The 264-nt window shown below is 56.8% G+C and carries 1 protein-coding gene; it reads right to left on the reverse strand.

What is annotated here, in order from left to right:
* Nucleotides 1-194 (reverse strand): LysR family transcriptional regulator (locus SB772_RS42085; protein ID WP_410838783.1); only part of this gene is annotated, 194 nt, incomplete at its 3' end.
* Between the last annotated feature and the right edge of the window lie 70 nt (nt 195-264).

Here is a 264-nt window from a genome sequence, read left to right on the forward strand (position 1 = left end):
CCTTGCTCCGTCAATTGCGGATAGCGACCGCTCCGGTCGAACAAGGGAACATTGATCTGCGCCTCAAGGTTAGCGAGCGTCTGGCTCACCACAGACTGCGCCCTCCGCAGCTTACGTCCTGCTGCGGAGAAGCTTCCTTCGTCTGCGGCAGCGATAAAGGTGCGCAGTTGATCCAAAGATACGCCGTCGAGCATATATCGATTTTCCGGATGCTATTTGTCGAGGAATATAGCCTTCCCGGCGTCGCGTCAAGTGCCTGAGCCT

Origin of the sequence: Paraburkholderia sp. SIMBA_030 (genome assembly GCF_046535245.1) — a bacterium.
In the GTDB taxonomy this organism is placed as follows: domain Bacteria; phylum Pseudomonadota; class Gammaproteobacteria; order Burkholderiales; family Burkholderiaceae; genus Paraburkholderia.